27 protein-coding genes are annotated in these 24,874 nt (G+C 60.4%); 19 read left to right on the forward strand and 8 right to left on the reverse strand.

Annotated features, from left to right (window positions below):
- Positions 1–20: 20 nt before the first annotated feature.
- Positions 21–914, reverse strand: coding sequence for a LysR family transcriptional regulator (locus ACOQOQ_RS05380; RefSeq protein WP_420569107.1), 894 nt, complete (start codon positions 912–914; stop codon positions 21–23).
- Positions 915–1,006: 92 nt separating this feature from the next.
- On the opposite strand from ACOQOQ_RS05380, the gene ACOQOQ_RS05385 reads away from it, so the two are divergent.
- Positions 1,007–1,870, forward strand: coding sequence for an epimerase (locus ACOQOQ_RS05385; protein ID WP_420569108.1), 864 nt, complete (start codon positions 1,007–1,009; stop codon positions 1,868–1,870).
- Positions 1,871–1,872: 2 nt separating this feature from the next.
- On the opposite strand, the gene ACOQOQ_RS05390 is transcribed toward ACOQOQ_RS05385, so the two are convergent.
- The 4 genes from ACOQOQ_RS05390 to leuC form a co-directional block, all read right to left on the reverse strand.
- Positions 1,873–2,727, reverse strand: coding sequence for an endonuclease/exonuclease/phosphatase family protein (locus tag ACOQOQ_RS05390; protein WP_420569109.1), 855 nt, complete (start codon positions 2,725–2,727; stop codon positions 1,873–1,875).
- A gap of 98 nt (positions 2,728–2,825) precedes the next feature.
- Positions 2,826–3,659 (reverse strand): hypothetical protein, encoded by an 834-nt coding sequence (locus tag ACOQOQ_RS05395; RefSeq protein ID WP_420569110.1) that lies wholly within the window; start codon positions 3,657–3,659, stop codon positions 2,826–2,828.
- 409 nt (positions 3,660–4,068) lie between these two features.
- Positions 4,069–4,674 (reverse strand): 3-isopropylmalate dehydratase small subunit, encoded by a 606-nt coding sequence (gene leuD / locus ACOQOQ_RS05400; protein ID WP_420569111.1) that lies wholly within the window; start codon positions 4,672–4,674, stop codon positions 4,069–4,071.
- Between the two features lie 12 nt (positions 4,675–4,686).
- Positions 4,687–6,096, reverse strand: coding sequence for a 3-isopropylmalate dehydratase large subunit (gene leuC / locus ACOQOQ_RS05405; RefSeq protein WP_420569112.1), 1,410 nt, complete (start codon positions 6,094–6,096; stop codon positions 4,687–4,689).
- Between the two features lie 232 nt (positions 6,097–6,328).
- On the opposite strand from leuC, the gene ACOQOQ_RS05410 reads away from it, so the two are divergent.
- The 10 genes from ACOQOQ_RS05410 (at position 6,329) to ACOQOQ_RS05455 (ending at position 15,709) form a co-directional block, all read left to right on the forward strand.
- Positions 6,329–7,642 carry a mechanosensitive ion channel family protein gene (locus ACOQOQ_RS05410; RefSeq protein WP_420569113.1) on the forward strand — a complete coding sequence of 438 codons (1,314 nt, stop codon included), beginning with the start codon at positions 6,329–6,331 and terminating at the stop codon, positions 7,640–7,642.
- Between the two features lie 261 nt (positions 7,643–7,903).
- Positions 7,904–8,269, forward strand: a complete 366-nt coding sequence (gene rsfS, locus ACOQOQ_RS05415) for a ribosome silencing factor (protein WP_420569114.1) — start codon at positions 7,904–7,906, stop codon at positions 8,267–8,269.
- Positions 8,269–8,739 carry a 23S rRNA (pseudouridine(1915)-N(3))-methyltransferase RlmH gene (gene rlmH / locus ACOQOQ_RS05420; RefSeq protein WP_420569115.1) on the forward strand — a complete coding sequence of 157 codons (471 nt, stop codon included), beginning with the start codon at positions 8,269–8,271 and terminating at the stop codon, positions 8,737–8,739. The genes rsfS and rlmH overlap by 1 nt, the downstream gene beginning before the upstream one ends.
- 169 nt (positions 8,740–8,908) lie before the next feature.
- Positions 8,909–10,429: a 2,3-bisphosphoglycerate-independent phosphoglycerate mutase gene (gpmI, locus tag ACOQOQ_RS05425; RefSeq protein ID WP_420569116.1), complete on the forward strand. Its 1,521-nt coding sequence runs from the start codon at positions 8,909–8,911 to the stop codon at positions 10,427–10,429.
- Positions 10,426–11,565 (forward strand): murein hydrolase activator EnvC family protein, encoded by a 1,140-nt coding sequence (locus ACOQOQ_RS05430; protein ID WP_420569117.1) that lies wholly within the window; start codon positions 10,426–10,428, stop codon positions 11,563–11,565. Before gpmI ends, ACOQOQ_RS05430 begins: the two co-directional genes overlap by 4 nt.
- A complete protein-coding gene (locus tag ACOQOQ_RS05435; RefSeq protein ID WP_420569118.1) occupies positions 11,562–12,896 on the forward strand; it encodes a S41 family peptidase in 1,335 nt (444 codons plus the stop codon). The genes ACOQOQ_RS05430 and ACOQOQ_RS05435 overlap by 4 nt, the downstream gene beginning before the upstream one ends.
- 2 nt (positions 12,897–12,898) lie before the next feature.
- The gene (locus ACOQOQ_RS05440; protein WP_420569119.1) at positions 12,899–13,381 is read left to right on the forward strand and encodes an RNA pyrophosphohydrolase; all 483 of its coding nucleotides are present in this window, start codon (positions 12,899–12,901) and stop codon (positions 13,379–13,381) included.
- Between the two features lie 159 nt (positions 13,382–13,540).
- Positions 13,541–14,068 carry an invasion associated locus B family protein gene (locus tag ACOQOQ_RS05445; protein ID WP_420569120.1) on the forward strand — a complete coding sequence of 176 codons (528 nt, stop codon included), beginning with the start codon at positions 13,541–13,543 and terminating at the stop codon, positions 14,066–14,068.
- A 123-nt stretch (positions 14,069–14,191) separates the two neighbouring features.
- Positions 14,192–15,382, forward strand: coding sequence for a 23S rRNA (adenine(2503)-C(2))-methyltransferase RlmN (gene rlmN, locus ACOQOQ_RS05450; protein WP_420569121.1), 1,191 nt, complete (start codon positions 14,192–14,194; stop codon positions 15,380–15,382).
- A gap of 117 nt (positions 15,383–15,499) precedes the next feature.
- Positions 15,500–15,709: a hypothetical protein gene (locus ACOQOQ_RS05455; RefSeq protein WP_420569122.1), complete on the forward strand. Its 210-nt coding sequence runs from the start codon at positions 15,500–15,502 to the stop codon at positions 15,707–15,709.
- On the opposite strand, the gene ACOQOQ_RS05460 is transcribed toward ACOQOQ_RS05455, so the two are convergent.
- A complete protein-coding gene (locus ACOQOQ_RS05460; RefSeq protein WP_420569123.1) occupies positions 15,706–16,551 on the reverse strand; it encodes a TIGR00730 family Rossman fold protein in 846 nt (281 codons plus the stop codon). The genes ACOQOQ_RS05455 and ACOQOQ_RS05460 overlap by 4 nt on opposite strands.
- Positions 16,552–16,628: 77 nt before the next feature.
- Here ACOQOQ_RS05460 and ACOQOQ_RS05465 point away from each other — a divergent pair, with 77 nt between their 5' ends.
- The 4 genes from ACOQOQ_RS05465 (at position 16,629) to ACOQOQ_RS05480 (ending at position 19,736) form a co-directional block, all read left to right on the forward strand.
- Positions 16,629–17,555 (forward strand): threonine/serine dehydratase, encoded by a 927-nt coding sequence (locus ACOQOQ_RS05465; protein ID WP_420569124.1) that lies wholly within the window; start codon positions 16,629–16,631, stop codon positions 17,553–17,555.
- Positions 17,556–17,658: 103 nt separating this feature from the next.
- Positions 17,659–18,486 (forward strand): 2,3,4,5-tetrahydropyridine-2,6-dicarboxylate N-succinyltransferase, encoded by an 828-nt coding sequence (dapD, locus tag ACOQOQ_RS05470; protein WP_420569125.1) that lies wholly within the window; start codon positions 17,659–17,661, stop codon positions 18,484–18,486.
- 182 nt (positions 18,487–18,668) lie between these two features.
- Positions 18,669–19,232: an ester cyclase gene (locus ACOQOQ_RS05475; protein WP_420569126.1), complete on the forward strand. Its 564-nt coding sequence runs from the start codon at positions 18,669–18,671 to the stop codon at positions 19,230–19,232.
- Between the two features lie 132 nt (positions 19,233–19,364).
- The gene (locus ACOQOQ_RS05480) at positions 19,365–19,736 is read left to right on the forward strand and encodes a hypothetical protein (RefSeq protein ID WP_420569127.1); all 372 of its coding nucleotides are present in this window, start codon (positions 19,365–19,367) and stop codon (positions 19,734–19,736) included.
- 3 nt (positions 19,737–19,739) lie between these two features.
- Here the strand turns inward: ACOQOQ_RS05480 and ACOQOQ_RS05485 are convergent, their stop codons facing one another.
- Together ACOQOQ_RS05485 and ACOQOQ_RS05490 are read right to left on the reverse strand one after the other, a co-directional pair.
- Positions 19,740–20,795, reverse strand: coding sequence for a transporter substrate-binding domain-containing protein (locus ACOQOQ_RS05485; protein WP_420569128.1), 1,056 nt, complete (start codon positions 20,793–20,795; stop codon positions 19,740–19,742).
- A 65-nt stretch (positions 20,796–20,860) separates the two neighbouring features.
- The gene (locus tag ACOQOQ_RS05490; RefSeq protein WP_420569129.1) at positions 20,861–21,949 is read right to left on the reverse strand and encodes a Hint domain-containing protein; all 1,089 of its coding nucleotides are present in this window, start codon (positions 21,947–21,949) and stop codon (positions 20,861–20,863) included.
- A gap of 165 nt (positions 21,950–22,114) precedes the next feature.
- Between ACOQOQ_RS05490 and dapE the strand changes: the two genes are divergently transcribed.
- From dapE to ACOQOQ_RS05510, 4 genes are all read left to right on the forward strand, one after another.
- Entirely contained in the window at positions 22,115–23,275 is a 1,161-nt protein-coding gene (gene dapE / locus ACOQOQ_RS05495) for a succinyl-diaminopimelate desuccinylase (RefSeq protein WP_420569130.1), read from the forward strand.
- Complete coding sequence (locus tag ACOQOQ_RS05500; protein ID WP_420569131.1) at positions 23,272–23,694, forward strand: GNAT family N-acetyltransferase; 423 nt, start codon at positions 23,272–23,274, stop codon at positions 23,692–23,694. Before dapE ends, ACOQOQ_RS05500 begins: the two co-directional genes overlap by 4 nt.
- Entirely contained in the window at positions 23,691–24,260 is a 570-nt protein-coding gene (locus tag ACOQOQ_RS05505) for a TIGR04282 family arsenosugar biosynthesis glycosyltransferase (RefSeq protein WP_420569132.1), read from the forward strand. The genes ACOQOQ_RS05500 and ACOQOQ_RS05505 overlap by 4 nt, the downstream gene beginning before the upstream one ends.
- A 67-nt stretch (positions 24,261–24,327) precedes the next feature.
- Positions 24,328–24,870 (forward strand): hypothetical protein, encoded by a 543-nt coding sequence (locus ACOQOQ_RS05510; RefSeq protein WP_420569133.1) that lies wholly within the window; start codon positions 24,328–24,330, stop codon positions 24,868–24,870.
- Positions 24,871–24,874: the final 4 nt, after the last annotated feature.

Below are 24,874 nucleotides of genomic sequence, written 5' to 3' on the forward strand. Positions count from 1 at the left end.
ATCGCTTGCGGGCCGAAGGGTCAAGAAACGAAGGGCAAAAGGCCAGTTTCCAGTACCTTCCAAACGGCCGAAACCCGCGGTGTGCGCCGCGTGGCCTGCGGTGCGGCCAGCCAAACCGGCAGCGAGGGGATCGGAATGCCCAGATCCAGCAGCTCGACCTCGGGGGCGCGGTCGATCAAAACCTTCTGGCTGAAACCGATTCCACAGCCCGCGCGCAGCAACTGCCAATAGGCATTCTGGTCGTCGCATCGGATCGTGAACCAGTCGCGTGAAGCGGGGATTCCCAGTTCATGCATCCCGCGCAGGATCAGCTCGCTTTTGTCATAGCCCAGCAAACTGTGTTCGCTCAGATCCTCGAGCGTTTTCGGACGCCCGTGCAGATCAAGATACGAGCGTGCCGCGCAGACCCCGATCTGGATGTTACCCAGTTGCCGCGTGACGATGTCCAATTGCTCGGGCCGGAACATGCGGACGGCCACATCGGCCTCGCGGAACAGCAGGTTTTCTGTGTCATCAGTAGCAATCAGGTCGATGCCGATCATCGGATAATCCCGCCGCAGCTGTGCCAGGATTGGTGGTAAAAGGTGTTGCGAGACGATCTCGCTGGCCGTCACCCGCACAGTTCCCGACAGATCGCTTTCACGCCCTGCAACGGTCAGCTCGATCTGTTTCATGGCCTCGCGCATCTGCTGGGCGGCGCTTAGAATGGCGTGGCCTTCGTCCGTCAGCTCCAGCCCGCGGGCGTGACGGGTGAACAGATTACTGTCCAGATCCTGTTCAAGTTGGCGGATCTGCCGACCCAGCGTCGGCTGGCTTTGGCCTGTCTTTCGCGCCGCTGCAGACAATGATCCGCCCTCGGCCACAGCCAGAAAGGATTGCATCAGGGACCAGTCGGGATCGGGTGTCTTAGTCATGCATTTATGAATACCAAACTATCAAATTTTCGCAATGTCCATTCAAAATGCCACGTGCGAAGTTCAACTCAGACACAACAGGAGTTGAACTCATGACCAATACCGTACTGATCCTTGGTGCCTCGGGTCGTTTTGGCCGTAACGCCGCCGCTGCCTTTACCCAAGCGGGCTGGACCGTCCGTGGATTTGATCGCAAAACCGATGATCTGGCCGTCGCCGCCAAAGGCGTGGACGTGATCGTTGCCGCCTGGAACCCGAAATACCATCACTGGGCTGCGCAGGTGCCCCAACTACACGCGCGCATTCGTAAGGTCGCGCTGGACAATGACGCTACGGTGATTCTACCCGGCAACGTCTATGTTTATGGTCAGCAGACCACGGCCCCCTGGTCCGAGCATACGCCGCACCAAGCTACAAACCCGCTTGGCCAGATCCGCCGCGACATGGAAGAGGCCTATCGCGCCGAAGGGGTTAAAACCATCCTTCTGCGAGCTGGCGATTTCTTGGATTCCGAGGCTTCGGGGAATTGGTTCGACATGGTGATCGCAAAGGCGCTGTCCAAGGGCAAATTCTCGTATCCCGGTGATCCTGACGCGTCGCATGCCTGGGCTTTTTTGCCCGACGTCGCCCGCGCCGCTGTGATGCTGGCCGAAAAACGCGAGGCATTGCAGCGGTTCGAGGATATCCCTTTTCCCGGCTACACACTAAGTGGCAACCAGCTGGCGCAGGCTGTCAGCAAGGCGATCCACAAGCCGATCAAGGTTAACAAGATGTCCTGGTGGCCGTTCCACCTGTTACGCCCGGTTATGCCCATGGCCAAGCACCTGTTCGAGATGCGCTATCTGTGGTCCAAGCCGCATTCCCTTGACGGCGAAAAGTTCAAGCGGCTGCTGCCGGATTTTCAGCCCACGCCGCTCGACAAGGCCATGGCCACTGCAGCCTCTCCGATGCTGTAGGGCTAGGGTAAAACATCGACCCAGACCAGCCGGTGACGGCTGGCCGCTGCGGCCGGGGGCGCCATGTGCCTTCCGGCCGCCACCACGTTCAGATCCGTCGATGGCAGGGCATAGTCCACGCGCATCCAGCCCAGACCCAGTTTGCGCCAATCCACCGTAGGCTCCTCTTGCAACGGATCCTGCAGCTTTGGGTGCCCTAGCAAAGCCTTGATCGCGGGTTTGCGCCCCTCGCCCTTGTCGGGGTCGTTGTTGGCATCACCCAGCAGAACAAAGCGGCCGTCCAAACCACCTATATTTCGTGTGACCGCAGCCAGTTGATGGGCATTGCGCAGCCCGTTGCGGTCCTCGGGGCCGTCAAAAACCGGAGGGGTCGCATGGAAGGCCACCAGGGTAATCGGCGCGTGTGGCGTCATCACCTGAACCTGCCAATGCCCGACCGAGGCAAGCCGTAAGCTGGTTCCGCCGTCGTCCCATTTGGCTTGAATCAGCTGGGGGTCGGCAAGGTCAGACCAAAGCTGGCCCGAGAAATCTTGACCGTTGCGAAACGGATAGCGCGACAGCAGGACCATCCCCCCTTGGCCGGCGAAACGGCCATAGCCATGTGCGTCCTCGGGGCCATGCCGGCGCCCGTCACCATTCAGGTCAAACCCGGTTCGAACGCCGGTATTGGGCGCAAAGGCAAACAGATGCGGCAGGTCCAGCCCTTGTTCGGAAATCCGCTGGCGCAATGCCTGCGCAGATTGCAAACCCCGGTCATAGTCCATGCCCTGCAGCAGAATGACGTCAGGAGCCGCCTGAGAGATGACCTTGGCCACGGCCAGAACCTGCGGGTCTGCGCGCAGGATATCGCGCAGCAACAGGCCAGGGCCGTTGCGGGACAGCTCGGTGTTGAATGTGGCAATTCGGATGGGATCGGCAAGCGCAGGCCAGGCCAGAAGCGCCAGGACCAGCGCGATCAGATGGCTTGCAAGTCCTGCTCGGCCTCGGCATAGGCGCGGCGGCGCTTTTCTTCGATCATGTCGGCGACACGGCCAATGGCGATCCCTCTCATGATCATCGAAGCTGGCAACAGGGCCCATGCGGTCATCGTCCAAATCAGTGTCTGCGGATGGGCCAGAGTGATCGGGTCGATCAGGGTCGAGGCCAGCTTAACCAAAGCTGGGATCAAGAATGGCAGTACAAACCCTAACGCAATGTTAATGCGTGCGTCCCGATACAGCCGCGACAGCGCATCGCCCACCGTCGGGTCGAACATCGGCAGGTTCACCCAGACATTGAAGGCGCCGTTGCGGGCCGGCCAGCCCAGAAAACGGACGTGGATCAGGAACACGAACATCATCACAAGCGAGATGAAATAGGACAGCCCTGCCGCGATCCGCACGTCGGCGATCAGCTCTTTGGGTGCATTTATGGGCATCATCAGCACGACCAGACGCACCGGCGAGTAAGGAAAGTCGATCGTGTTCCCCAACAAGCGCCCAAGCGCGGTCAGGCCCTGGCTCAGTTCGGTCGGGTCAGCCTTGCCGCGGGCGATCACACTGAGGATCAGCACCAACAACAGGACTGCTCCGAATCGCAGCCGGTTGAACGGAGGGGCATAGCGGAACTCGACCACGCTGGGGAATTCGCTGTTGTATTCAAGGAAGGTCAGGATCGCGATGACCGTCGCCAGGATCAGCACAAGCGCCGTGGAATCGTCCAATGTCCCCGGAAGGAACACGGACGGCGTTGCCAATAGCAACGCCACAAGGAATGCGCGAACTACCGCGCCTGCAAAACGTTCGATCACTGCTCGATCCCTTCAAACTGGCCGAGCGCGATACGATGCCGCGCCCTGTGTCCAACTTGATCCCGCCAATTTGGGCGGTGTGCCTCATTATTGCCCAAATGTTGCCTTCTTTCATTTGCCGAGACAAGAGATAGTGCAGTAAAATCGAAGCATTGCGGCGAAAACGTGGCGAATATGGCACCAGAATACATCAGGCTGGTTGCGTCACGCGGATCATCAACAAGATATTGTGGTTTCACCCGAAAAAGGCGCTAGGGACGCGCTGAATTTCTTGCACCCTTTCTAAGGGTGCTTGCGCCAACCGGCCTGTCCGCACGGATAACTTCTTGGGCCGGGTCGTAGCGAAAATGGAAAAGCCACCCAACCCGGGTGGCTTTTCGCGTGTTCTCAGAACGGGTGCAGACCCAGTTCAGACCCAGGGGCGTTCGGCGGCCATTTTGGTCTCGAACGACTTGATCGCGTCGGCTTTCTCCATGGTCAGACCGATGTCATCCAGGCCGTTCAGCAGGCAATGCTTCTTGAACGCATCCACTTCGAACAGGATCACTTCACCATCCGAGGTGGTGATTTCCTGTGCTTCCAGATCCACGGTCATGCGGGCGTTGGCGCCCTTTTCCGCGTCGGCCATCAGGATGTCGACCTGCTCTTGCGGCAGGACGATCGGCAGGATGCCGTTCTTGAAGCAGTTGTTGAAGAAGATGTCGGCGAACGAGGTCGACACGATGCATTTGATTCCGAAATCAGCGATGGCCCAGGGGGCGTGTTCGCGCGAGGAACCACAACCGAAGTTGTCGCCGGCGATCAGGATCTCGGCATTGCGATACTGAGGTTTGTTCAGCACGAAATCGGGGATCTCGGTGCCGTCGCGGTTATAACGCATCTCGTCGAACAGGTTCACACCGAAACCGGTGCGCTGAATGGACTTCAGGAACACCTTGGGGATGATCATGTCGGTGTCGATGTTCACCAGCGGCATGGGGGCGGCGATGCCGCTCAGTTTTTGATACTTTTCCATAGTGCTGGCTCCTTACATCAGCTCGCGAACGTCGGTCAGCTTGCCGGTCAACGCGGCAGCGGCAGCCATGGCAGGGGACACCAGATGGGTGCGGCCCTTGTAACCCTGACGACCCTCGAAGTTACGGTTCGAGGTCGAAGCGCAGCGCTCGTTCTCGGACAGCTGATCGGGGTTCATCGCCAGACACATGGAACAGCCCGCAAGACGCCATTCGAAACCGGCCTCTTTGAAGATGTCGGCCAGGCCTTCTTCTTCTGCCTGCGCGCGGACCAGACCCGAACCGGGCACGATCATGGCACGCATGCCTTCCTTGATCTTCTTGCCTTTGACCACTTCGGCTACGGCGCGCATGTCTTCGATCCGGCCGTTGGTGCAGGAACCGATGAATACGGTGTCAATTTCGATGTCCGACAGTTTCTGACCGGGGGTCAGACCCATGTATTCCAACGAGCGGGCCGCAGCCTCGACTTTACCGCCCTGGAAATCCTCGGGCGAGGGAACGACGGCCGAGATCGGCAGCACGTCCTCGGGCGAGGTACCCCAGGTGACGACGGGTTCGATGTCTTCACCGCGCAGGGTAACGACCTTGTCGAAATGCGCACCTTCGTCAGTGTAGAGCGTTTTCCAGTATTCCAGAGCCTGCTCGAACATCCCGGCCTTGGGTGCGTGGGGACGGCCCTTGACGTATTCAAAGGTGGTCTCGTCCGGCGCGATCAGACCGGCGCGCGCGCCGCCTTCGATCGCCATGTTACAGACGGTCATGCGGCCTTCCATCGACAGATCGCGGATCGCTTCGCCGCAATATTCGATGACATAGCCAGTGCCGCCGCCGGTGCCGGTTTCACCGATCACGGCCAGGGTGATGTCCTTGGCGGTCACGCCCGGCTTCAGCTTGCCGGTGATTTCCACCTTCATGTTCTTGGACTTTTTCTGGATCAGCGTCTGGGTGGCCAGAACATGCTCGACCTCAGAAGTGCCGATGCCATGCGCCAGAGCGCCAAACGCGCCATGCGTCGCGGTGTGGCTGTCGCCGCACACAACGGTCATGCCGGGCAGGGTCCAGCCCTGTTCTGGGCCGACGATGTGTACGATGCCCTGACGGACGTCGGACACCGGATAGTAATGCACGCCAAATTCCTTGGCGTTCTTATCCAGAGCCTCAACCTGGATGCGCGATTCCTCGGTCATCTGGTTGGGATCTTCACGGCCTGCAGTGGTGGGCACGTTGTGGTCCGGTACGGCGATCGTCTTTTCGGGCGAATGCACCTTGCGGCCAGCCATACGCAGGCCTTCAAAGGCCTGGGGGCTGGTCACTTCGTGCACCAGGTGACGGTCGATATACAGCAGGCAGGTGCCATCGTCAGCTTCGTGGGCGACGTGGGCATCCCAGATTTTATCATAGAGTGTCTTCGGGGCGGTCATGGTCCTCTCCCGTGGATTGTCTTCAGGTATATTCAGGGTGTGACAGGAATGGGCGCGCCTTATAGGCAGGCCAGTACAGTGAGCGTTGCGCCAAAGAACCGCCAGGGCAGGCGCGCGCGGTCATCCATGTCAAAAATCCGTGTCATGCAGGGGCAGATACTCTTTTGCACAGATTCTATCAAGAGCGCATGAGCGCTTGCCCGATGGGTTGCCCTCGTGCCACGATAAAACCATGGAGGAAACGGATACCACCCCACCCCCGCCACAAACATCCGAGGAACTGGTTCTGGACTTGGTCCAAGAGGCTGAAAAGTTCCTGACCGGGCTTTTGCGCCCGTGGAATGCTTATCAGGTTCTTATTGCGCTTGGGCTGCTGCTGGTCGCGCATGTCCTGGCGGGCCTGCTGGCCTCGCGGTTTCAGGATTGGATACGTCACCGCGAAGGCTGGCCCATCTGGCGCATGCGTTTCCTGGTGCTGATCCATCGCCGGATGCGGCTGATCTTTTTCGTCGCAATGATTTGGCCGACCGTCTGGGTGATGCAAGAGGTCACGTGGCCCTCGCGCTCGTACCTATTGGGGATCATTGGGCAATTGGCCTTTGCATGGCTGGTGATCGCTATTGCTACAAGGTTGATCGCGAACAGTTTTCTGCGCGCGGTGATCCGGTATGCCGGGTGGATTTGGGTCACCCTGTCGATCCTGAACCTGACCGATGACGCCCAAATCTTGCTGGATGGGCTGGCGCTGCACCTGGGTGAGACACGCATCTCGGTCTGGTTGATGATCCAGGCCGTTGCAGCTCTGGCCGTACTTATGGCCGTCGCGCGCTTTGTCTCGACCTCGGCTGCGACAACGATCCGCAAGAACGCTGACATAAGCCCCTCGATGCAGGTGCTGACTATCAAGTTCATTCAGGTTCTGCTGTACGGCGTTGCCTTCTTTGCGGGGCTGCGTGCGGTGGGTGTGGACCTGACCGGGTTGGCGGTGCTGTCTGGCGCCATCGGTGTGGGCCTTGGCTTTGGCCTGCAAAAAGTCGTGTCCAACCTGGTGTCGGGCATCATTATCCTGTTGGACAAATCCATCAAGCCGGGCGACGTGATATCCTTGGGCGAGACCTTTGGCTGGATCAATTCACTGGGCGCGCGATACGTCAGCGTGGTGACGCGGGACGGCAAGGAATACCTGATCCCGAACGAGGACCTGATCACCGGGCAGGTGGTGAACTGGTCCCACTCGAACGAATATGTGCGGTTGGATATCTTCTTTGGTACCGCCTATCACGACGACCCGCACAAGGTACGCAAGATTGCGATCGAGGCGGCGGCGTCCGTGGATCGGGTGCTGAGCTTCAAGCCGCCGGTTTGCCATATCGTGAATTTTGGCGATTCCAGCGTGGACTACATCTTGCGCTTCTGGATCGAGGACCCAACGGCCGGTCTGACCAATATTCGTGGGAATGTTTACCTGGCGCTTTGGGATGCGTTCCAGGCGCATGATATCTCGATTCCCTTCCCGCAGCGCGAGGTCAAACTGTTAAAAGATTGAGCGCGCTACGCGCGCGCTGGATGTCTTGGGATCGGCTGTGCCGTTCCCTCGGGTGGGCGCCCGGGGCGGATGTTACGCCTGAAATAGGGACGAATGCGCCACAGAGGCGGGCGGGGGCTTGAACAGTTCGTTGAGATTTTCCATATGCGGTGCTAGCCTGAATATGTCCAGCGCCGGGACTTTGGCGGCGCATGATGCAAGGAGGACAATGTCCTGTCTCTTAATTTCAGCGCGGCCGATGCCGCCGATGCGGGGGCTGTCATGACGGCACCTGCTGCTGACGCAACCAGCGAAGCGCTGCTTGCACGCATTCTCACATCGCTTGAAGACGACAAAGCCGAAGACATCGTGCAGATTGATCTGCGCGGCAAGACGTCTATTGGCGATTACATGGTCATCTGTTCGGGGCGGTCCTCGCGGCAGGTAGCGGCGATTTCCGAAAAGCTGGTGGAACGGGTGAAGCATGACTTCGGCCGGGTCTCTAAGGTCGAAGGCAAGGAAGCCGGCGACTGGGTTCTGATTGATACCGGTGACGTTATCGTTCACGTCTTTCGCCCCGAAGTACGCGAGTTCTATCAGATCGAGAAAATGTGGATGCCGGCTGGCACCACAACCTCTGAGAGCTGATGCGTGTTCATATCTGTGCTGTGGGCCGGCTGCGCGCCGGGCCTGAACGTGCGCTGATTGATGATTACCTGACCCGGTTTGATCGCACGGGTCGGGGGCTGGGCCTGGGGCCCGCGAAGATCCACGAAGTCGAGGATAAGAAAGGCGGGGGCATGGCGGCCGAGGCCGTCCTGTTAGAACGCGCCTTGCCCAAGGGTGCCGTGATCTGCACCATGGACGAGCGCGGGTCGCCGCTCAGCTCGCCTGAGTTTTCGCAAAAACTGGCTAAATGGCGGGACGCTGGCCGCAGTGACCTGGCTTTCGTCATCGGCGGTGCTGATGGTATCGACCCAACTTTGCGTGCCAAAGCAGATTTCTCGGTCTCGCTGGGCAAGATGGTCTGGCCGCACATGCTCGCACGCGCCATGCTGTGTGAACAATTATACCGCGCCGCCTCAATCCTGGCGGGCAGCCCTTATCATCGTGTCTGACCTGGGCCTTTCTTTGCTCTGAAAGTACTCAAATCCCCCGCATGCCAAACGCGCAGGCAGGGGTATTTTTGCCAATAAGAAGCCAGATGTAGTTTGAGAGGTTCACCCCAGCGCGCGAAGCGGGTAGAAGCGGGGCAAATTCCTGGCACCCAGACGGAGCCCAAAGATCATGACCACACCCAAACCCGTTGTTTTGTGCATTCTGGACGGCTGGGGCCTGTCCCCGGAAACCGAACATAACGCGCCGTATCAGGCGCATACCCCGACATTTGACCGGCTGATGGCGGAATGCCCCAATAACACGCTGATCACACACGGTCGCGATGTGGGGTTGCCGACCGGGCAGATGGGGAACTCTGAGGTGGGGCACACCAATATCGGCGCAGGCCGTGTGGTTGCTATGGACCTGGGCCAGATTGACCTGGCGATCGAGGAAGGTTCGTTCCAGGTCAACGACGCGCTGGTCGCTTTCATTGACACAATGAAGGAAACCGGAGGAACCGCGCATCTGATGGGTCTGGTCTCTGATGGTGGTGTGCATGGGCATCTGGAGCATATCATCGCCGCCATTCGGGCAATTGCCGACGCTGGCGTGCCAGTGGTTCTGCACGCGGTGACCGACGGCCGGGACGTGGCACCCAAATCCGCATTCACATATTTCGAAGAGCTGACCGCTGCCCTGCCTGAAAACGCAAGCATCGGTACCGTTACCGGGCGCTATTATGCGATGGATCGCGACAACCGCTGGGAACGCGTCGGCGAGGCCTATGACGCGATGATCAACGCTAAGGGCGGTAAATCGGCCAGCGCCCATGCGGCCGTGGACGCGGCCTATCAGCGTGAAGAAAGCGATGAATTCATCACTGCGACCGTGATTGGCGATTATGCCGGGGCCAAGGATGGCGATGGGTTCTTCTGTCTGAACTTCCGTGCTGACCGGGCGCGTGAAATCCTGCGCGCGATTGGCGAGCCAGGCTTTGATGCCTTCGACACCGGCGCGCGCCCTGTTTGGGCCGCTCTGTTAGGGATGGTCGAGTATTCCGAAAGGCACAACGCCTATATGGAAACCGTGTTCCCGCCGCGTGACATCGTCAATACGCTGGGCGAATGGGTGGCCAAGCAGGGTAAGACCCAGTTCCACCTCGCCGAAACCGAGAAATACCCGCATGTGACGTTCTTTCTGAACGGTGGCAAAGAGGACCCTGAAGAGGGCGAAGATCGTTACATGGCGGCCTCGCCCAAGGTGGCGACATATGACCTGCAGCCTGAAATGAGCGCGGGTGAAGTCACGGACGAATTCGTCAAGGCGATCGAAGCAGGGTACGACCTGATCGTCACCAACTATGCCAACCCCGACATGGTGGGCCACACTGGCGATCTGAAAGCCGCGATGGCCGCCTGCGAGGCCGTGGATCAGGGTCTGACCCGCGTGGTCGAAGCCTTGGAAAAGGTCGGCGGCGCAATGATCGTCACGGCGGACCACGGCAACTGCGAAACCATGGTCGATCCGGTGACCGGCGGGCCGCATACTGCACATACAACGAACCCGGTTCCGGTGATTCTGGTCGGTGGCCCCAAGGGGGCGAAACTGCGCAGCGGTGGCCGTTTGGCGGATCTGGCTCCCAGCTTGCTGCAGCTGATGGGGCTGGAGCAACCTGCTGAAATGACCGGGAAAAGCCTGCTGGAATGATCCGGTTCGCGGCAATCCTGGCGCTTTGCCTGTGGCCTCTGACACTTGGGGCGACCACCGACCCGGCCACGGCGGCGCGGGCGGCGGCCAAAGCCCTTGAAGAGGCCGCGTCTGCCCTGGCCCAGGCCAAGTCTGCACGGGATCGGGTCAAGGCTTTGACGGTGACACTGAAGGCCTACGAAGACGGGCTTGAGGCGATGCGCGACGGGTTGCGCCAGGCCTCGTTACGTCAGGCGCGTCTGACACAGGAATTGCAACTGCGCGAGGCCGAGATTGCCCAGCTTTTAGGAGTGCTTCAGGGCATGAGTGCTGCTCCGGCCCCGGTGGCGATGATTCACCCCGACGGGCCAACCGGCACCGCGCGTGCCGGGATGCTGCTGGCTGATGTGACACCTGCCCTGAACGCCCAGGCCGCCGAACTGCGCTCTAAGTTGGACGAGGTCCGCACGCTGCGGCTGCTTCAGGAAAGCGCGGCTGACACGTTGCGGCGCGGGCTGGACGGGGTGCAACGCGCGCGAGCTGAGCTGTCCCAGGCGCTGGCCGACCGCAAGAACCTGCCTCGCCGCTTCACCGAGGACCCGGTGAAAACCGCGATCTTGATATCGTCGACCGAAACGTTGGAAGGCTTTGCAAGCGGCCTTTATGACATCGTGGATGAAGAGGCCGAGGGCAGCCTGCCCGATATCAGCCACCGCAAGGGCAAGCTGCCCTTGCCCGTGCCCGGCCGCATGCTGCTGGACGCCTTCGAAGAGGACGCCGCCGGCATCTCGCGTCCCGGTGTGGTCATGGCGACCCGTCCGCGCGCCCTGGTGACCACGCCCACCGCAGCAACGATCCGTTATCTTGGCCCGCTGCTGGATTACGGCAACGTGATGATCCTTGAACCTCAATCGGGTCTGTTGTTCGTTTTCGCCGGGATGGAAACCGTCTACGGTGCTGCTGGTCAGGTCTTGCCCAGCGGCAGTCCTGTCGGTCTGATGGGCGGACAAGACACCGAAGCCGGCGCGATTCTGTCACAGGCGGGTGATGGGGCTGGAACTGAGGCGTCAGAAACGCTCTATATAGAGGTCAGACAGGACAACGTCCCGGTGGATCCCGCCGAGTGGTTCGAAATGAAGAGGAAAAGAAACCCATGAAGAAGTTCGTCATGGCTGCGGTCAGCGGGACGCTGGCAGGTGTTCTGGTGACCACGCAGGTGGCCGGCCCGCTGCTGGCGCAGGAAAGCGCGCAAAAGTCCACGGTCTACGAACAGCTTGACCTGTTCGGCGATATCTTCGAACGCATTCGCGCGCAGTACGTCGAGGAAGTGGACGAGAAAAAGCTGATCGAGGCCGCGATCAACGGGATGTTGACCTCTTTGGATCCGCATTCCAGTTATCTGCCGCCTCAGGATGCCGCCGATATGCGCATGCAGACCCGCGGTGAATTCGGCGGGCTGGGCATCGAGGTCACGCAAGAAGAGGGCTTTGTCCGCGTCGTCACCCCGATGGATGGCACCCCGGCACAAGCCGCGGGCGTGGAAACTGGTGATTTCATCACCCATGTCGATGGCGAAAGCCTGCTGGGTCTGACTCTGGACCAAGCGGTTGAACTGATGCGCGGCCCCGTGGGCAGCGAGATCATCATCACCGTGGTGCGCGAAGGCGAGCCCGAGCCCTTTGATATCTCGATCATCCGCGACACGATCAAACTGACCGCCGCCCGCGCCCGGATCGAGGGCGACTCGGTCGTGGTGCGCGTGACCACTTTTAACCAGCAAACCTTCCCGAATGTTCAGGACGGCCTGACCAAAGCGGTCGAAGAACTGGGCGGGCTGGAGAAGGTCAACGGCATCGTGCTGGACCTGCGCAACAACCCCGGTGGGCTGCTGACGCAAGCGATCCAGTTGTCCGATGCCTTCCTGGAAGGCGGCGAGATCGTCTCGACCCGTGGCCGCGACCCGGCACAAGGAGAGCGCTTCAACGCGACCCCCGGCGATCTGATCGAGGGCAAACCCATCGTGGTGCTTATCAACGGCGGCTCGGCCTCGGCGTCCGAGATTGTCTCGGGGGCGCTGCAGGATCACCGCCGTGCCATCGTCGTGGGCACGAAAAGCTTCGGTAAGGGGTCGGTCCAGACGGTGATGCCCCTGCGCGGCGACGGCGGTATGCGCCTGACAACCGCGCGTTACTACACGCCGTCGGGGCGTTCGATTCAGAATCTGGGCGTGTCGCCTGATATCGTGGTCGAACAGCCGCGCCGCCGTGTCACCGAAGAAGACGAGGCCGAAACCAACCGCAACTCTCGCTCCGAGGCGGATCTGCGCGGCACCCTGTCCAACGACAGCCTGACCGAGGATGAGATCAAGCAGATCGAGGAAGACCGCTCCAAGGCCGAAGCAGCCGCCAAACTGCGCGAGGATGACTTCCAGCTGGCCTATGCGCTGGACCTGCTCAAAGGCTTGTCGGCCATCGCCACGAAAGACTGATCATGACGCCCGAAGAGATCGCGAAACTGCCCTATCGTCAGAATGTTGGGGTCATGCTGATGAATGCCGATGGACATGTTTTCGTCGGTCAGCGCCTGGATAATCCCGGCCCCGCCTGGCAGATGCCGCAGGGCGGGATCGACAAGGGCGAATCGCCTCGTGATGCGGCCCTGCGCGAGCTGGAGGAAGAAACAGGCGTGCCCGCGCGTTTGGTAGACATCGCCGCCGAGACCGAGGACTGGCTGCCCTATGATCTGCCGCATGACCTGGTGCCACGCATCTGGAAGGGCCGTTATCGTGGACAGGAACAGAAATGGTTCCTTCTGCGCTTCACGGGTACCGACGCAGACGTGAATATTGACACTGATCACCCCGAGTTTTCACGGTGGCGCTGGATGGCGCCTTCGGACCTTGTGGACAATATCGTGCCGTTCAAACGCGATGTTTACACCCGCGTGCTGGATGCCTTTGCAGATCACCTGTAACGGGCCGGATCAACTCTGTGCGATTTTCCGCCAAGGGGCTTTCGCGCCCCCGCGCTTTCGCGTTATTGTACTCGGGTCGAGAGCATCGGTCGCCAGCCAGAACTATAACAAACGGCGCCGATCAGAAATTGAGGCATCTACAGCTTGGAGGCTGGAAGAATGGGATCACCTTTTGTGCGAGGCATCGCTGGCGCCATCATGGCCCTGGCCGCAACCGGTGTGTGGGCGCAGGATTCAAGCGAAAACCAGGTCGCCGTCAAAACCGCCTGGAGCGTGTTTGAAGACAACGACCCCAAGGAATGCTGGGCCGTGTCGGCACCCAAGGAAACCGTCAACACAAAGGATGGTCGCGTGGTGGCCGTACGCCGCAGTGATATCCTGTTGATGGCCTTTTACCGCCCCGGTGCGGGCGTGTCCGGTCAGATCACCTTTACCGGCGGCTACCCCTTTGCCCCCGGCATTCCGGTAACGCTGGAGGTGGACGACGAAAAATACTCGCTGACCAGCGAGGGCGAATGGGCTTGGTCGGAATCCTCGGATGCGGACGCCAAGATCATCGCGGCCATGAAACGCGGCAAGGATGCAGTTCTGACCGCACGCTCGGCGCGGGGCACGCAGACCAAGGACCGGTTCTCGCTTCTGGGCTTTACTGCCGCGCTGGACGAGGCGGCAAAGCGCTGCAAGTAATACACACCCACGCGTAACAGAGGCCCCCGCTTGCCGGGGGCTTTCGCCGTTTGAAACATATGTTTTGGCAATCGGCGAAGAATCCTGTATGACCCCGGCTCATCCCGAAAAAGGAACAGCGCGATGTCGGCTCAGGCTCCGATTACCCAGGACGTAATGACCATTCCCCGCAAGGCCCCCGAGGGCCCGGTGAACCTTGTCGGTCTCACCCGTGATCAGCTGCGCGAGGCGCTGCTGTCCATCGGTACGCCCGAAAAGCAGGTCAAGATGCGGGTGAATCAGGTTTGGCAGTGGATCTATCAGTGGGGTGTGCGCGATTTTGATGCGATGACCAATCTGGCCAAAGCCTACCGCGCGCAGCTGGCCGAGAATTTCGTGGTGGAAGTCCCCGAGATGGTCTCCAAGCAGGTCAGCATGGACGGCACCCGCAAGTACCTTGTGCGTATCGCCGGCGGCCACGAAGTCGAGGTGGTCTATATCCCCGAATCCGACCGCGGCACGCTGTGTGTCAGCTCGCAGGTTGGCTGCACCTTGACCTGTTCCTTCTGTCACACCGGCACGCAAAAACTGGTGCGGAACCTGACCTCGGGCGAGATTGTCGGCCAGATCATGATGGCACGTGACGATCTGGACGAATGGCCCCAACCCGGCGTGGGCACTGGTGAGTCCGGCCCGCGGCTGCTGTCTAACATCGTGCTGATGGGCATGGGCGAGCCGCTGTATAACTTTGACAACGTGCGCGACGCGATGAAGATCGCGATGGATGGCGAGGGGATCTCGTTGTCTCGCCGCCGCATCACCCTGTCCACCAGCGGGGTCGTTCCCGAGATCGCAAAATGCGCCGAAGAGATCGGATGCATGATGGCCGTCAGCTTTCACGCCACCACGGACGAGGTGCGCGACAAGCTGGTGCCGATCAACAAACGCTGGAACATCAAGGAACTGCTGGACGCCCTGCGCGCCTATCCCAAGCTGTCGAATTCCGAACGCATCACCTTTGAATACGTGATGCTGAAGGACGTGAACGACACCGATGAAGATGCTCGCCGCCTGGTCAAGCTGATCCAGGGCATCCCGGCCAAGATCAACCTGATCCCGTTCAACGAATGGCCCGGCTCGCCCTATCAGCGTTCAGACTGGTCCCGGATCGAGAAGTTCGCTGACATCATCTATAAGGCCGGCTATGCCAGTCCGATCCGTACCCCCCGCGGCGAAGATATCATGGCCGCGTGTGGTCAGCTGAAATCAGCCACCGAACGGGCGCGCAAATCGCGCAAACAGATCGAGGCTGAGGCGGGTATGGCGCAACAATAGTGCGCCATTTACAAAACTGTTTCACATTTTCACATTAATGCCCCAATCCGGGGCATTTCCGGCCTCAATCCGGCAACAGACTGTTTCCAGTAACAAGTTAAAACTGGAGGCAGTCCAATGCAGAAAATCGAGATCATCACCCCCGACCTGACCAACTCGGTCCTGGAGCTGATCCGCGCCGAGCGTCAAAAATCCGTGTCCGTGCGCGAATGGAAATTCCGTCTGAAGGGCTATGGCTACAAGATCATGGACACCGACCACGGCGAGGTCATCGCAAACCTGCGTCAGCAAGAAATTTGCGCCGTCCCGACCGAGCTGCTGCACTAACGGCCCGGAATCGCATCTCGTTTCTGGCCCGCGCCATCCCAGTTGTGCAGGGCCTCGAACGCCTCTTCGGCGGTTTCAACATAGCGGAACAGCTCCAGATCTTCGGGGCTGATCGTGCCGGCATCCGCCAGCGCATCCCAGTTTATGATCTTTTCCCAGAACGCTTGTCCGAACAGCAGGAACGGGACGCGTTTCATGCGGCCCGTCTGGATCAGGGTCAGTGATTCAAACATCTCGTCCATGGTCCCAAACCCACCCGGGAACACGCAGATCGCATTGGCCCGCATCAGGAAATGCATCTTGCGGATCGCGAAATAATGGAAGTTGAAACACAGGTCCGGCGTCACATGCGCATTCGGCGCCTGTTCATGTGGCAGCACGATGTTAAGCCCGATCGAGATACCGCCTGCCTGCTCGGCGCCAAGGTTTCCGGCCTCCATCACACCAGGGCCACCACCCGTGCAGACGATATTCTCGTGCCGCCCCTCTTTCAGCCCTTCCTCGGTGACGAGATAGGCGAATTTACGCGCCTCTTCATAATATTTCGACAGGTCCGCCAGCGTCTGCGTGCGCGCCTTATCCTTGGTTTCGGGCGAGGGCACCCTTGCACCGCCAAACAGAACCACGGTGCTGTCGACGCCGTATTCTTCCAACATCAGCTCGGGTTTGAGCAGTTCAAGCTGCAATCGCACGGGGCGCAGCTCGTCGCGGCACATAAAGCTCTGATCATCAAAGGCCAGTTTATATGCAGGCGAGCGGGTCTGAGGCGTGTCCGGAACCTCGCGGGCGCTGGTGCGGTCGGTATGGGCATCGCGAAATGCGCTGTGACGTTCCGTGGTCATGACTGGCCTTCCCTGTTTTTTACCTTACAATCAATCGTATAGACCCCAACCTACACTGGCCAGCTTCAGAGGCAACCATGACCTGGAAATCCGACATCGAAGGCGCGATGGCGCTGATCGCTCCGCATGTACTGCGCACGCCGGTGCTGACCCATGCCGGGCTGGGCCTGCCCTATCCGGTCGAGTTGAAGCTAGAGCAGGTGCAGCATTCGGGCAGCTTCAAGGCGCGGGGCGCGTTCAACACTCTGCTGTCGAAACCTGTGCCAGCGTCGGGGCTTGTGGCGGCGTCCGGGGGGAACCATGGGGCGGCGGTGGCTTATGCGGCTGCGCAATTGGGTCATCGCGCGCGGATCTACGTGCCTGAAATTGCTGGCCCTGCCAAGATCTCGCTGATCCGGGATCAAGGCGCTGATCTGGTTGTGGTGCCCGGCGCCTATGCCAACGCGCTTGAGATGGCCAAGGAATACGAGGTCGAAACAGGCGCCATGCAGATACATGCCTATGACGCGCCCGAAACCGTGCAGGGGCAGGGCACCGTGCTGCTGGAGTGGGAAGAACAGGGGTTGCAGGCCGATACGGTGCTGATCGCCGTGGGCGGTGGCGGGCTGATCGGTGGTGCTTTGGCTTGGCTACAGGGTCGGCGAAAGGTCGTCGCGGTCGAGCCTGCCTCGGCGCGGACGCTGAATGCAGCCCTTGAAACGGGACCAGATACCGAGGTCGAGGTGTCCGGCATCGCGGCCAATTCCCTGGGAGCGCGCAAGATCGGGCGAATCTGTCATGGTCTGGCGGTGCAGCATGGCGTTCAATCGGTTCTGGTTAGCGATCAGGCGATCGCCACGGCGCAGCGCACCCTTTGGACGGCCGCGCGCCAGTTGGTGGAACCTGCCGGGGCAACAGCTTTGGCGGCGCTGCAATCGGGGGCCTATACGCCCCAGCCCGGTGAAAAAGTTGCCGTGCTGGTCTGCGGAGGCAACATCGCCCCTGATCCGTTCCAAGCGGGCTGATCCACCCTTGGTGTGCACGTGCATACCCAATGCTGCATTGCGCGTTCGGGGCCGGGGGCTTATAGGCATATCCCAACGTGAAATGGCCCTTGAGGAGACCTCCATGTCCAATGCTCAGCTGGAAGCAGCGATCGAAGCCGCGTGGGACGCGCGCGACACCATCACCCCCGCCACCACCGGCGAGACCCGCGACGCCATCGAAGACACGCTGAACGCGCTGGATTCGGGCAAGCTGCGCGTGGCCGAGAAGATGGAGAACGGCGACTGGCACGTGAACCAGTGGGCCAAAAAGGCTGTGCTGCTGGGCTTCCGCATCAAGGACATGGAAATTCAGAACGGCGGCCCGCAGGACGGTACCTGGTGGGACAAGGTCGACAGCAAGTTCAAAGGCTGGGGCGCTGACGAATTCAGCGCGGCTGGTTTCCGCGCCGTGCCCAACGCCGTGGTTCGCAAGTCTGCCTATATCGCCCCCGGCGTGGTTCTGATGCCGTCCTTCACCAACTTGGGTGCCTATGTTGACGAAGGCACCATGGTTGACACCTGGGCCACCGTTGGCAGCTGCGCTCAGATCGGCAAAAACGTGCACCTGTCGGGTGGCGTTGGCATCGGCGGCGTGCTGGAGCCCATGCAGGCCGGCCCGACCATCATCGAGGATAACTGCTTTATCGGTGCGCGTTCCGAAGTGGTCGAAGGCTGCATCGTCCGCGAAGGCGCGGTTCTGGGCATGGGTGTTTACATCGGCCAATCGACCAAGATCGTTGATCGCGAAACCGGCGAAGTGATGTACGGCGAAGTGCCGGCTGGTTCGGTCGTCGTGTCGGGCTCGATGCCCTCGAAAAACGGTGTCAGCCTGTACTGCGCCGTGATCGTGAAACGCGTGGACGCCAAGACCCGCTCGAAAACGTCGATCAACGACCTGCTGCGCGACTGATCACGTTTCGCCCTTAATTCCAAGGCCTCGCCCATTTGGCGGGGTCTTTTTTTGTCTGCATTCATTAAGAACGATATGAAGATTATCATTCCTGTCTTTCGCCATTTTTTACATAATGAAACGGCCCCATATTCTCTTCATCAAACAACGGCAAACGCCACTCACACTCACGGAGAGAACCAATGACCAAGATCCTGAAGACCCTGACCGCCGCGCTGCTTGGCTCGGCCATCGCAGTCCCCGCAGTTGCAGACAACAACGCGGCCACGGTCGCGGCCCTGGCCGAACTGGCCAAAGTTCAGGCCGAGCAAGCCCGCATCGAGAAGAACCTGGAAACTTTCGACATTCTGGACTTCGAGGTATTCTCGGGTCAGCACTGGGACCGTCTGCATGAAAGCCACGCCGAAGACATCGTCGTGCATTGGCCCGATGGCCGTACGACTGAAGGCTTGGATGTGCATATTGCGGACCTGAAGGCCTTCTTTGTTTATGCGCCTGACACCCGCATCGAAACCCACCCGATCCGCATCGGCCAAGGGGAATGGACGGGCGTCGTTGGCGTGATCGAAGGCACTTTCAGTGAGCCGATGCCCATCGGTGATGGCAAGTTCATCCCGCCGACCGGCAAAGCCTACAAGCTGACGATGGCCACCATCGGTCACTGGAACGAGGAAGGCGTCATGGACGAAGAATACCTGTTCTGGGACAACCTGACCTTCATGCGTCAGATCGGCCTGGCCGAATAATCTGCTGCTCCGACCGTTCCCCTCGCGGTTGGATCAGGGCGCCTGCATCTGCGGGCGCCCTTTTTCGTGGGATATCGCTGGACCTTTGGGCCGATTTTCGGCATGTCAGAGGAAATTCCGCAGGGGCCAGATATGACCGACAGCAAAGCCAAGAAGCCTAAGAAACCGTCGCGCCAGAAGGTGTATACCCTGCTGGTACAGGTGGGCAGAAAAGAGGACGATGGCCTGCCCGAGGGATCCTCGGGGGCCGCGCTGATGTGCTATGCCAGCGGCATTGACGAGGCTGAGGCCGTGCGCGAAACCGTCGCAATCCTGAAGCAGGCCGATCTGGCTCCGCTGGATGTCACCGGATACGGCACACTGGACGAACGGCTGGAGCAAGGCCACGACATCAGTGACGACGAACGCGGCCTGATGGCCCGCGCGCTTGAAGAAAACTCGGTGATCGTCGCGCAGATGACCCCGTTTTTCGGAGACAAGGGCGCCTCGGACGCAGTTCACTGACGCTTACTGGGGTTCCAGTCCGAACCAGCTTTCGTAGATCTCGTTATATTTGCCGTTCTCGCGCAGGGTCAGCAGTGTGCGGTTGATCCCTTCGATCACGGGGCTGTTCGTGGGGGCTGCGATGCCGTAATTCTCGCGCAGGAAAATTGGGCCATTCAGCTGCGCCTGCCCCTGCGCACGGGTCTTCACGTAATAGGCCAGGATCGGTGCGTCAAAGACGATCGCGTCCAGCTCTTTTTGCTCGAACCCGGCCAGCATCTGATCAAGTCCCGCATATTCGCGATAGTCGATGTCGCGGTTGTCCAGATAGTTTGCGGCGGTCGATCCGGCCACGGTGCCCACCCGTCGGCTGTAAAGGTCATTGACCGAATTCACATTCGAGGTGATCGCGTCCACCGTCATCACCGAAGTCACATAAGCCACGAAGACCGACACGAAAAACAAAGAGGTAATGACCAGACCGACACCCATCAGGCGACCCAGGGCGGTGCGCGGAACGCGTTCTTCAAAGCCGCCGTTTACAACAAGGTTCAGCGCCCACCAGAACGCGGGAAACATGGCCTGCTTGGCTGGCTGGTCAAAGTATTCCTGATGGCGCCGCTCTAGCCACCACATCAGCATGCCCACACCCAAAAGCGCGGCAAAGGCCAGGATGACGGACAGGACAAGTTCCTTGTTAACCAAGGCCTTCCACAGGCCTGAACCATCACGATCGACCGGGGTCATGATCTGCAAGCCGGCCGAGAATATCGGCTGGCTGAAGTCCATGACTTCCTCTCTGGCGGCCGTGATCGAGATATTGGCGATTGCCAGGTCGACCTGCGAATTTTGCACCGCGTCCAACATCTCGCCGAAGCTGTCAAAGCGTTCTATCCGGTACTCGTGACCGGTGGACTGGGCCAATGCGTCCCACAAGTCGATTGAGAAACCAAGGTCGGTTCCAGCCAATGACATCGAGAATGGCGGGCGCGTGACGGTGCCGACGACCAGCTCTTGAGACATGGATTTTACGGGCCACAAGGCAAGCAAAGCCACCAGTGCCAGGATGATGCGCGTCATGAAACTTTTCCCCAAGTTGTCCGACGGATAGGCCATTAGCCAAGATTTCGCAACAATACCAAAGACTAGACGGCGCGATTTTGGACGAATGTGACCGCTTCGAATGGTTTGAGTACAGGGAATACAGGCCTTGCGTGTTCGGGCAAGCGCGACCTTTCGTAACCGGCGAGTAAGCTGACCGAAATTTGCTGGGTCTTCCGTCGCATCCGTCCCAGATACAACGAATGCAACGGTGCGCCGGCGGCCAGAATCGGCTCGTTCCGGGGCAACAGAAGCTGGTGCCACGTCGCCTGCGCTCGGTCGGGCGCGTAGTAGGCCGAAACGCCGTTGACCAGGTGTTGCGCCGGCACAAGCGCAAAGGGGGCGCCGAACAGGAACTCGACATCCGGGCCTGAAACGCACAGCCGCTGATCCGGAGTCACAGTGATGTCGCGCTGTAGCCCGAAATATGGCGCGCGCAGATGGACTGGGCGAAATCCCCCGCGAGCGGGAAGGGTACTTTCGATATTGGCAAGGATCGGGACGTGCTCGCCCTCTGGGGTCTGGATCAGGTCTCCGCGTTTCAGCTGGGCAATGGGGCGATAACCCTGGGCGGTCAGGATCGGCGTTTCCGGCGCAATGCTGGGCATGGGCCCGACCGGAACCGGGGTGTCAGACAAGGCCAGATAGGTGACGTCATCTTGGGCCCGCAAAGGGCGCGGCTGCGTAAACAGGGTTTGCAGGTCGCCCAGCCCAAGGGGCAGGGGATCACTCACCGGCTGCAGGAAGTACTGATATGTGCCAAGCGCACGCACCGACAGCCAGCCTTGCCGCGCGGGCGCGTCCCATAGATAGGTGATGCGCAGGCGGTAATTCTCGCCGGTTAGTCCGTGATGCAGCGCCGTATGCGAGACAGACTGACCTTGCGTGACGACCACCGAGACCGAACCGTCCGGCAATGCCTGCAGGCTCAGGCCGCGCTCCCATGGGTGCAGGTGGTGGTATTGCAGCAAAGTTTGCGGACGATCATGGGCAGGGATGCCGGTTTCAAGCATCAGCGCGCCACGCGGCAACAGATCAGCAGGGCCGAAACGCGCCTGTGTGCCCGCGCCTTGCCCGATACCGGCCCGATTGAACAGGCGCGTCGTGTGATCTGCCAGAGCGATCCAGCTCATAATGGATGTGTCCTGCTGCTGCCTTGGTGCGGGTTATCCCGCTTGGCCCCTTGGTACCACAGTTTCCCGGGCCCGTGAATCCCGCGTGGATGCCCAAAACCAGCAATGTTTGCGCATCCGCCAAATCCGAGGTAGCCCTTGGGCAACACAGAACGGAGCGCCCGCATGTCCAACACTTTCACCGCCCCTGTCGACGCGGCCGAGCTGACCTCGGCCCTGATCCGCTGTCCCTCGGTTACGCCCGAAGAAGGCGGTGCGCTGGTGCTGCTGCAAGCGGGGCTGGAGGCAGCAGGCTTCACCTGCACGCGGATTGACCGGGGCGGCGTGTCCAACCTGTTCGCGCGGTGGGGCGACAAGGGCGCGACGCGGACGTTCGGCTTCAATGGTCATACGGATGTGGTGCCAGTGGGTGACGCCGATGCATGGACGGTTGATCCCTTTGGTGCCGAGGTGAAAGACGGCCAGATCTGGGGGCGCGGGGCAACGGACATGAAATCGGGCGTTGCGGCCTTTGTGGCGGCAGCCGTGGACATGGTCGCACAGACGCCCCCTGACGGCGCGATCATCATCACCATCACCGGAGACGAGGAAGGCGACGCGCTGGACGGCACGACGGCGATTCTTGACTGGATGGATGCCGAGAACGAACAGATGTCCGTCTGCCTGGTGGGCGAGCCGACCTGCCCGAACGAAATAGGCGAGATGATGAAGATCGGGCGGCGTGGTTCGATGACGGCGTTCATCACCGTTACCGGCGTGCAGGGCCATGCGGCCTATCCGCATCGCGCCAACAACCCGATCCCGGCACTGGCGCGTCTGGTGGACCGCCTGGCCAGTCACACGCTGGACACCGGCACGGATCATTTCGATGCCTCGACCCTGGCCGTGGTGACCTTTGACACCGGCAACCCAGCCACCAATGTGATCCCGGCGCAGTGCAAGGCCACGGTCAATATCCGCTTTAATGACGCGCACAGCAGTGCCAGCCTGTCCGAATGGCTGCAATCCGAGGCCGACGCCATCGCCGCCGAATTTGGCGTGCAGATTGACATGCCAATCAAGGTCTCGGGCGAAAGCTTCGTGACGCCGCCAGGAGCGCTGTCTGATCTGGTCGCTGCCGCTGTGGCCGCAGAAACCGGGATGCAGCCCGAGTTGTCCACGTCGGGCGGAACCTCGGACGCGCGGTTCGTGCAACACCACTGTCCGGTGGTGGAATTCGGTCTGGTTGGCAAGACCATGCACCAGGTCGACGAGCGCGTGGAGATCAGCCAGATTCACCAGCTCAAGCAAATCTACGCCCGGATCCTGGCCGACTATTTCGCATGAGCTGGCGGATCGAACGGGCCAGTGGTCTGACCCATGTCCACGCGCTGCGCCGCACCGTGTTCATCGAGGAACAGGGCATTCCCGAACACGAGGAATGGGACGATTTGGATGGTCGTGCCTTGCATCTTCTGGCCTGGCTTGGAGATCAGCCCGTTGGGACGGCGCGGCTGGTGATTGATGGCCAGACCGGACGGATCGGGCGTATCTGCGTGTTGCAAAGGGCGCGCGGTACGGGGTTAGGTGCGGCGATGGTGCAAGATGCCATCGCTCGGCTTAAGGCTGATCGCAACATCCGCGTCATTCGTCTGGGCGCCCAGGTCCATGCCACAGGGTTTTACGAAAAACTGGGCTTTCGCGTTTGCGGACCCGAGTATGATGACGCTGGTATCCCTCATCACGAAATGGGGCTGACCCTATGAGGCGCACATTGGTGATCATGCTGAAGGAACCACGAGCCGGACGGGTGAAAACACGTTTGGGGCGGGATATCGGGATGATCGGGGCCGCGTGGTGGTTTCGTCATCAGGTGGCGCGTTTGCTGCGCCGGATTGAAGACCCGCGTTGGTCTGTCGTTCTGGCGGTGGCTCCGGATTGTGCGCTGGGCAGCCGTGCCTGGCCAGCGCGGTTTCAGCGTACTGCGCAAGGGCGCGGCGATCTGGGCGCCCGTATGGCGCGGCAATTGCGGGACATGCCGCCCGGTCCTGTTTGCGTGATCGGCGGCGACATTCCCGGCATCACCCGCGCTCATATCGCACGGGCTTTTGCCGCGCTGGGAAATCACGATGCTGTATTCGGCCCCGCCCCGGACGGTGGGTACTGGCTGGTCGGGCTAAAGCGCAGCAGGGCGATGCCTGCGGGGCTGTTTAACGGGGTACGCTGGTCCACGCAGCATGCGCTTGTGGACAGCATCGGCTCGGTTTCCGGGCTAAGCGTTGTGCAGGTGGACGTTTTGCGTGACGTTGACCGGGTCCAAGATTTGCAATGACGGAAAGTTGACTGGCAACGAGCGGCGGATCAGGCCAGCCTAGCGCGACAGGATCAGGAGGTTTTTTATGCGGATCGGTTGGATTTTTGCGGCTTTACTGGCGGCAAGCCCGCTACAGGCGCAACACATGGATCATGCGGCGCACGTTGGACATGGCGCGCAAACCGGTGCCGAAGCGACCGAGACCGGGCAAGCCGCCTTTGCCGCCATCCAAGAGATCGTCGCGATCCTTGAGGCTGATCCGCATACAGACTGGAGCAAGGTCAACATCGGTGCCCTGCGTGCACACCTGGTGGACATGGAAAACGTCACCATGCGCGCCAAGGTCAGACCGCTTCCCATCGCGGGCGGCATGGCTTTTCAGGTCACCTCGGACGACCCGGACGTCGTGGCTTCGATCCAGCGGATGGTGGTCGCCCATGCTGCGGTGATGAATGGGGTGAACGGGCTGCGGATGAAAGCCTCGGTCCGGCCCTATGGAGCGATGTTGGGGGTCGAAGGGAACGAAGATCGGATCAAGGGTCTTGGTTTTTTCGGGATCATGGCCACCGGAATGCACCACCAGGCCCACCACCTGTCCACCGCGCGCGGTCTGAATCCGCATCATTAGCCCC

The sequence above is a fragment of the Thalassovita sp. genome (assembly GCF_965218685.1).
Taxonomy (GTDB): domain Bacteria; phylum Pseudomonadota; class Alphaproteobacteria; order Rhodobacterales; family Rhodobacteraceae; genus Thalassobius.